Raw genomic sequence first — 2278 nt, 5'->3', positions numbered from 1 at the left:
GCCCGTTCCAATGGTAAGGACATACAGTCCCGTCACCGCTTCAAGCGGCAGCGCAGGGGCAGCAACCACCAGTTCAGGAAAAACAGCACGAACCCGACGGCAAATGCTGTCCAGATTCTCCCCCAAGTGATTTTCTCACCCTTGACACCCTTCGTACCCAGACAGGACAAGGCAAGCAAAAGGACGGAAAACAGCTTCGTGTAGAGAATGGAATGGAACAGCCCCGCCGTGCGGTCGAAGTTCAGAAGGATTTTGTCCACCACGCCGATGTTCACGCCCCACAGCCGGATGGCTTCGTAGCAGAACCAGTACACGTTCATGACCACTAAAATGATACTCACGGCACGCAGAAAATCCATGATTTTCGCCAATGCCCTCAAATCGTCTTCTTGTTGTGACATACATTGATTTTTTAATTGTTGATACTCTGATTACATACCCAAGCCCTTGCGTTTTTTCTTCTTTTTGCGCTTCATCGCCCGGATGAAAGCCTCTTCCTCGGCATCTACCGCCGGACCTTCGGGAGTGAGCAAGCCCATACCGCCCGATATATCTTCACTGTCGTAGGCGGTCTGCCCGTGTGCCTTGTCCGCAGCATCCACAGGGATGGATAGCGGTATCGGCGGTTGTCCGGCGTATGGCAGGGTGAAGTGTTCCTGCAAGGCATTCGCCGAAAGCTCCTTACCCATGCGCGAACCGTTCAGCACGCATCCCGTGCGGTGGTCGATGAAGGTAGCCCCATAGATGCGCCCTTCCTCTGTGTAGCGCAGTACGGTGTCGATGCCCTTCTCTTTGAGTTGGGATACAAATTTGTCCTTGTCATAAGTGCCTTGCAGCACGGAAAGGACGGTGCGTTTCGTCATGTCTGCCAGTTTCCTATCCTTGATTTCCGATTTGGAACGGACAAACTTCTTCTGTACGGCTTCATAGCCTGCGGACTTCCCGAAAAGCGAGGATTTGAACGGGTTGCCCACCTTGTTACCCTTGTCGTCCGTGACGGAATAGACCAGCCCGTGATACTCCCGTCCGCGCACGTTGCCCCTCGCTTCCTCCACCGTCATATTATATAAGGAAAGGAGCGCACGGTATTCGCCCATCGTCTGGAAACGGTACTGCCCATTCAGAGCCTTCACGGTGTTGCCTACCTGCTTCTTCACATCACCTGCCGATGCGGCCACCTTGCGCAACGGATTATCCAATCTCTGATTTTTACGTTCTGCCGGATGCAATCCGTACTTCTGTTCCAGTTCCCTGCGGATACGGTCGCTGCGGCGGTAGAGAAAATCCCGGTTGAGCCTTTTCCCGTTCTCGTCCACGTTGACCGTCACGATGTGCAGGTGGTGGCGGTCGATGTCCTCGTGCTTGAATACAAGATAAGGCTGGTTTCCGAAACCGAGTTTTTCCAGATACTCGCGGGCGATATTCTGCAACTCAATATCGGTCAGCACATCCTCCGGGTGCGGGTTGAGAGAGATATGCACCACCGGCTTCTCGATCTTCATCTGCGGTGGCAGGAAGGTGAGAAAACCCTCCATCGCCTTGCCTATGTCCACCGTTCCCGAACCGTCATTGTAGATGCGGTTGGTGGTGAGAAGCCGCCCCTGCGCCTCGTTAATCTTCTCCCCGTTGTAGGCAATCGCGCCGTACAACGAACTTCCTACACTGATTTTTGCGACCATTTTGCCTCCATTTCCCTTGAAAGTTCCACAATCCGGCGGCTCAGTTTCACGAGTTCGACGGTGTGTTGCTCTAATTTGTAGAGCAACGCCATCGCCTTTTTCTCTGAAAAATGCAGCCTCAGTTCCTTCACGACTTGGTTGTAATTCGTACCCACGGCACGGAATTGTGCATGAAAATCCGACAGTTTGGTGTAATAGTCCACCAACGTCTTGTCCACCTTCAGCACCTTGAACGGTTGCCCGAAGAAGTGCGCTTTGAGGAAAACAGACCGTGCATAGACACCCGATTTTCCGAACATGGCGAGGAAACGGTTGTGTTCCTCCTCGTTGAAACGGACGGTGTACCGGTACACCGCCGGATCAAGTTTGGGATTTCTCCCTGATTTGCTTTTCCTTTTCTCTTTCATATTACTTTGGATTTAGCGGATTGACGGCATAAGCCGCCGCTTCGGATTACAGCACCGCAGTTCTGAAAGGCTTCCCGACTTCGGAGGGAAAGCCCGCCCCCTGCAAGGGCAAGTGCTTTTCGTGGCTGCTCAAAATATTTTGAGCGGCTGAAAAGACATCTTGCTATGTTCAGGTGAACATAAAAATCCGTC

3 protein-coding genes and 1 pseudogene are annotated in these 2278 nt (G+C 52.6%); all 4 read right to left on the bottom strand.

Annotated features, from left to right (window positions below; all coding sequences use genetic code 11):
* A pseudogene (locus tag DXA15_RS24830) lies at nucleotides 1–401 on the bottom strand (YWFCY domain-containing protein); the annotation flags it as partial.
* Between the two features lie 30 nt (nucleotides 402–431).
* Nucleotides 432–1679 carry a conjugal transfer protein MobB gene (mobB, locus tag DXA15_RS24825; RefSeq protein WP_004291483.1) on the bottom strand — a complete coding sequence of 416 codons (1248 nt, stop codon included), beginning with the start codon at nucleotides 1677–1679 and terminating at the stop codon, nucleotides 432–434.
* A complete protein-coding gene (mobA, locus tag DXA15_RS24820; protein WP_004291488.1) occupies nucleotides 1658–2086 on the bottom strand; it encodes a conjugal transfer protein MobA in 429 nt (142 codons plus the stop codon). The genes mobB and mobA overlap by 22 nt, the downstream gene beginning before the upstream one ends.
* Nucleotides 2083–2278: hypothetical protein (locus tag DXA15_RS27445; RefSeq protein WP_117937947.1), on the bottom strand; the 196-nt coding region annotated here is incomplete at its 5' end. The genes DXA15_RS27445 and mobA, both read right to left, overlap by 4 nt.

Source organism: Parabacteroides sp. AM58-2XD, assembly GCF_003463685.1.
GTDB lineage: Bacteria > Bacteroidota > Bacteroidia > Bacteroidales > Tannerellaceae > Parabacteroides > Parabacteroides segnis.
The sequence above is the reverse complement of the archived record's forward strand: the minus strand, read 5'-3'. Positions and strand labels throughout refer to the sequence as shown.